Annotated in this window: 3 protein-coding genes; all 3 read left to right on the top strand. The window is 71.1% G+C overall.

Annotation, left to right across the window (positions count from 1 at the left end):
* The coding region (locus tag DQW06_RS19585) for a tripartite tricarboxylate transporter substrate-binding protein (protein WP_255418253.1) at positions 1–531 on the top strand (531 nt) is incomplete at its 5' end.
* 206 nt (positions 532–737) lie between these two features.
* Complete coding sequence (locus tag DQW06_RS19580; RefSeq protein WP_232833085.1) at positions 738–1439, top strand: tripartite tricarboxylate transporter TctB family protein; 702 nt, start codon at positions 738–740, stop codon at positions 1437–1439.
* Between the two features lie 9 nt (positions 1440–1448).
* Positions 1449–3077 (top strand): tripartite tricarboxylate transporter permease, encoded by a 1629-nt coding sequence (locus DQW06_RS19575; RefSeq protein WP_117199070.1) that lies wholly within the window; start codon positions 1449–1451, stop codon positions 3075–3077.
* The last annotated feature ends 230 nt before the right edge of the window (positions 3078–3307 follow it).

Genomic DNA, 3307 nt, shown 5'->3' with positions numbered 1-3307 from the left:
GGCGACGAGGTCGACTACGGCACCACCGGGGTGGGCACCGGCAGCCAGCTGTCCCAGGCGCTGCTGTTCGAGCAGGCCGGGATCCCGGGCACCCCCGTCCCCTTCGACGGCGGCTCCCCCACCCTGACCGCCGTCCTGGGCGAGCAGGTGGACGTGGCCTCGGTCCAGCTCGGCGAGGCGATCGCCCAGATCGAGGCCGGTGAGATCACCCCCCTGGCCACCTTCGCCGAGGAACGCAACCAGTACCTGCCCGACGTCCCCAGCGCGGTCGAGGCCGGGTACGACGTGCGGGTCTCGCAGTACCGGGCCGTGGTCGCCCCCCAGGGCACGCCCGAGGAGGTCGTGGAGCGGCTGCGCACGGCGTTCACCGAGGTCTTCGCCAGCGACGCCTACCAGGAGTTCAACGAGAACAACCTGCTCACCCCGCACGAGCTGGAGCCCGCCGAGCTGACCGAGGAGTGGTCCTCCTTCGCGCAGGAGTACGCCTCCATGGTGGAGGAGTACGGCATCGACATGGGCGAGGGCCGGTGAGCGCGCCCCGCACCCGGCGCGCGCAGGGGTCCGCGTCCGCCGCAGGGGAGCCCGCCGCGAGGGAACCCACCACGCGGGGGGCCGCCGGGCGGGAGAGCGCCCGGCAGAAGGGCTCCCGGCAGGAGAGCACTGCACGAGAAGGCGGCGCGCGGAAGAGCGCGGCGCAGCGGGCCGCCGCGGAGCAGTCCGATCCGGAGCGGGAGGCCGTGGCACGGGACGCCGCGCCCGCGGGCCCGGAACCCGGCGCGCAACAGGCCGATCCGCAGCGTGTCGGGCCGGAGGGGGCCGACCGGGAGCGGGTCGTTCCGGAGCGGACCGTTCCAGAGGGGGTCGTTCCGGAGCGCACCGTTCCGGAGGAAGCCGCTCCGGAGGGGGCCGGGTCGCGGAAGGCCGGAACGCAGGAGGCCCAGTCGCAGGAGGCCCAGTCGCAGGAGACCGCGCCCGACCCGGAGGAGGAGGAACCGCCGAAGCCCCTGGGCCCCTGGGCCAACACCGCGGTGGCCCTGACCGTCATCGCCCTGGGCGCGGCCGGGATCGCCGGGTCCTGGGCGCTCGGCCCGGGCACCCCCGCCGACCCCGGCTCGGGCACCTGGCCCCTGCTCGTCAGCGCGGCGATCGCCGCGCTGGGCGTGGTCCTGCTGGGGCTGACCCGCCGCACCGCCGACACCGAGGTCTTCTCCGCCTCCTCCTGGAAGGTCCTGGCCGGGGTCGCCACCATGGTCGGCTTCGTCGCCGTGGTCGGCGTGATCGGCTTCGAGATCCCCTCGGCGCTCCTGGCCTTCGTGTGGCTGCGCTTCCTCGGGGGCGAGTCGTGGCGCCTGTCCGCCATCGCCTCGGTCCTGATCGTGGTCGCCTTCTACGTCGTCTTCGTCGGCCTGCTGGCCGTGCCGATCCCCCACCTCTTCTAGGACACAACGATGGATTCCCTGACACCCATGATCAACGGGTTCGGTGTCGTCCTCGAACCGGTCAACCTGCTCTACTGCCTGATCGGCGTCGTGGTCGGCATGCTGGTCGGGGTCCTGCCCGGGCTCGGGCCCGCGGCCACGATCGCGATCCTGCTCCCCCTGACCTTCGGCCTCGAACCGGTGACCGCGATCATCATGCTCGCGGGCATCTTCTACGGCGCCCAGTACGGGGGGACGATCACCTCGGTCCTGCTGCGCCTGCCCGGCGAGGCGTCCTCGGTGGTGACGGTCTTCGACGGCCACATGCTGGCCCGCCAGGGCCGGGCCGGGACGGCGCTGGGCATCGCGGCCGTGGGCTCGTTCGTGGGCGGGACCGTGTCGATCGTGGCCCTGTCCCTGGTCGCGCCCCTGGTGGCGAGCTTCGCCCTGGACTTCGGCCCGCCCGAGTACACCGCGCTGGCGCTGCTGGGCATCCTGCTGGTGTCCACCGTCGGCAACGGCAGCCGGATCAAGGCGGTCATCGCCGCCGGCGTGGGCCTGCTGCTGGCCACGGTCGGGCTGGACACCTTCACCGGTGCCGAACGCTTCACCTTCGACTCCATGGCGCTGTCCGACGGGATCGACTTCGTGCCGATCGCGATGGGCCTGTTCGGCATCGGGGAGATCCTGCACAGCCTGGAGGAACGCCACCGGGCGCCGAAGAAGCCCCTCAAGGTCACCAACACCTGGCCCTCGCGCAAGGACCTGCGCCAGTCGTCGGGCGCGATCGGGCGGGGTTCGCTCATCGGCTTCGCGCTGGGCATCCTGCCCGGCGGAGGCGCCACCCTGTCCTCCCTGGCGGCCTACGCGATGGAGAAGCGGCGCTCACGCGACCCCGAGCGCTTCGGCAGGGGCGCGGTGGAGGGCGTCGCCGCTCCCGAGACGGCCAACAACGCCGCCGCCACCTCCTCGTTCATCCCGCTGCTGACCCTGGGCATCCCGGCGAACGCGACGATGGCGATCATCTTCGGCGCGCTGCTCATCCAGGGTGTGCCGCCGGGACCGGAGCTGGTGACCCAGGAGCCGGAGCTGTTCTGGGGCGTCATCAACTCGATGTACATCGGCAACATCCTGCTGCTGATCATGAGCATTCCGCTGGTGGGATTGTTCGTGCGGATCCTGCGGGTGCGCCCGACGATCCTGGCGCCCATCACGGTGCTGATCACGCTGGTGGGCGTGTACACGGTGCGCAACAACGTGTTCGACATCGTGCTGGTGGTGGTCTTCGGACTGTTGGGCTACCTGATGAAGAAGTTCGGCTTCGACCCGGGGCCGCTGGTGCTGGCCTTCGTCCTGGGTTCGCTGCTGGAGAGCTCGCTGCGCCGGTCACTGCTGCTCTTCGACGGGGACCCCACGGGGTTCCTGACCCGGCCGATCTCGGGAACGCTGTTGCTGCTGTTGGCGGTGGTGATCGTGCTGCCGCTGACGCGCGCTCTGTGGCGGTGGTACCGGGGCCGGGTCGATGGCAGTAGCAGTGGCAGTGGCAGTGCCAGTGGTGGTGCCAGTGGCAGTGGTGACGGCGGCGGTAGTGGTGACGGCGGCGGTAGTGGCGCTGGTGAGGGTAGGAGCGAGGAACCCGCAGGGAGGACGGACGCCTGACCGGTTTCCGTTTCCTCCAGACAGTGTTCCGGCCCCGGGCGATCCGTCCGGGGCCGTTCCCGTGTTTTCCACAGGCGGGGGTTGGGGGTGGCCGTGGATGGCGTGGTGATGGTTTCCTGGAAATAGGGGGGATCCCACCCAGCAGGCGTTGTGGCATGCCCTTAAACGTCCTATATCCGGCGCCCCCATGCCCCACATTTCAACGGGGATGATGAATTGAGGGGCAGGGA

The organism is Nocardiopsis sp. TNDT3 (assembly GCF_003427465.1).
Lineage (GTDB): Bacteria > Actinomycetota > Actinomycetes > Streptosporangiales > Streptosporangiaceae > Nocardiopsis > Nocardiopsis dassonvillei.
The sequence above is the reverse complement of the archived record's forward strand: the minus strand, read 5'-3'. Positions and strand labels throughout refer to the sequence as shown.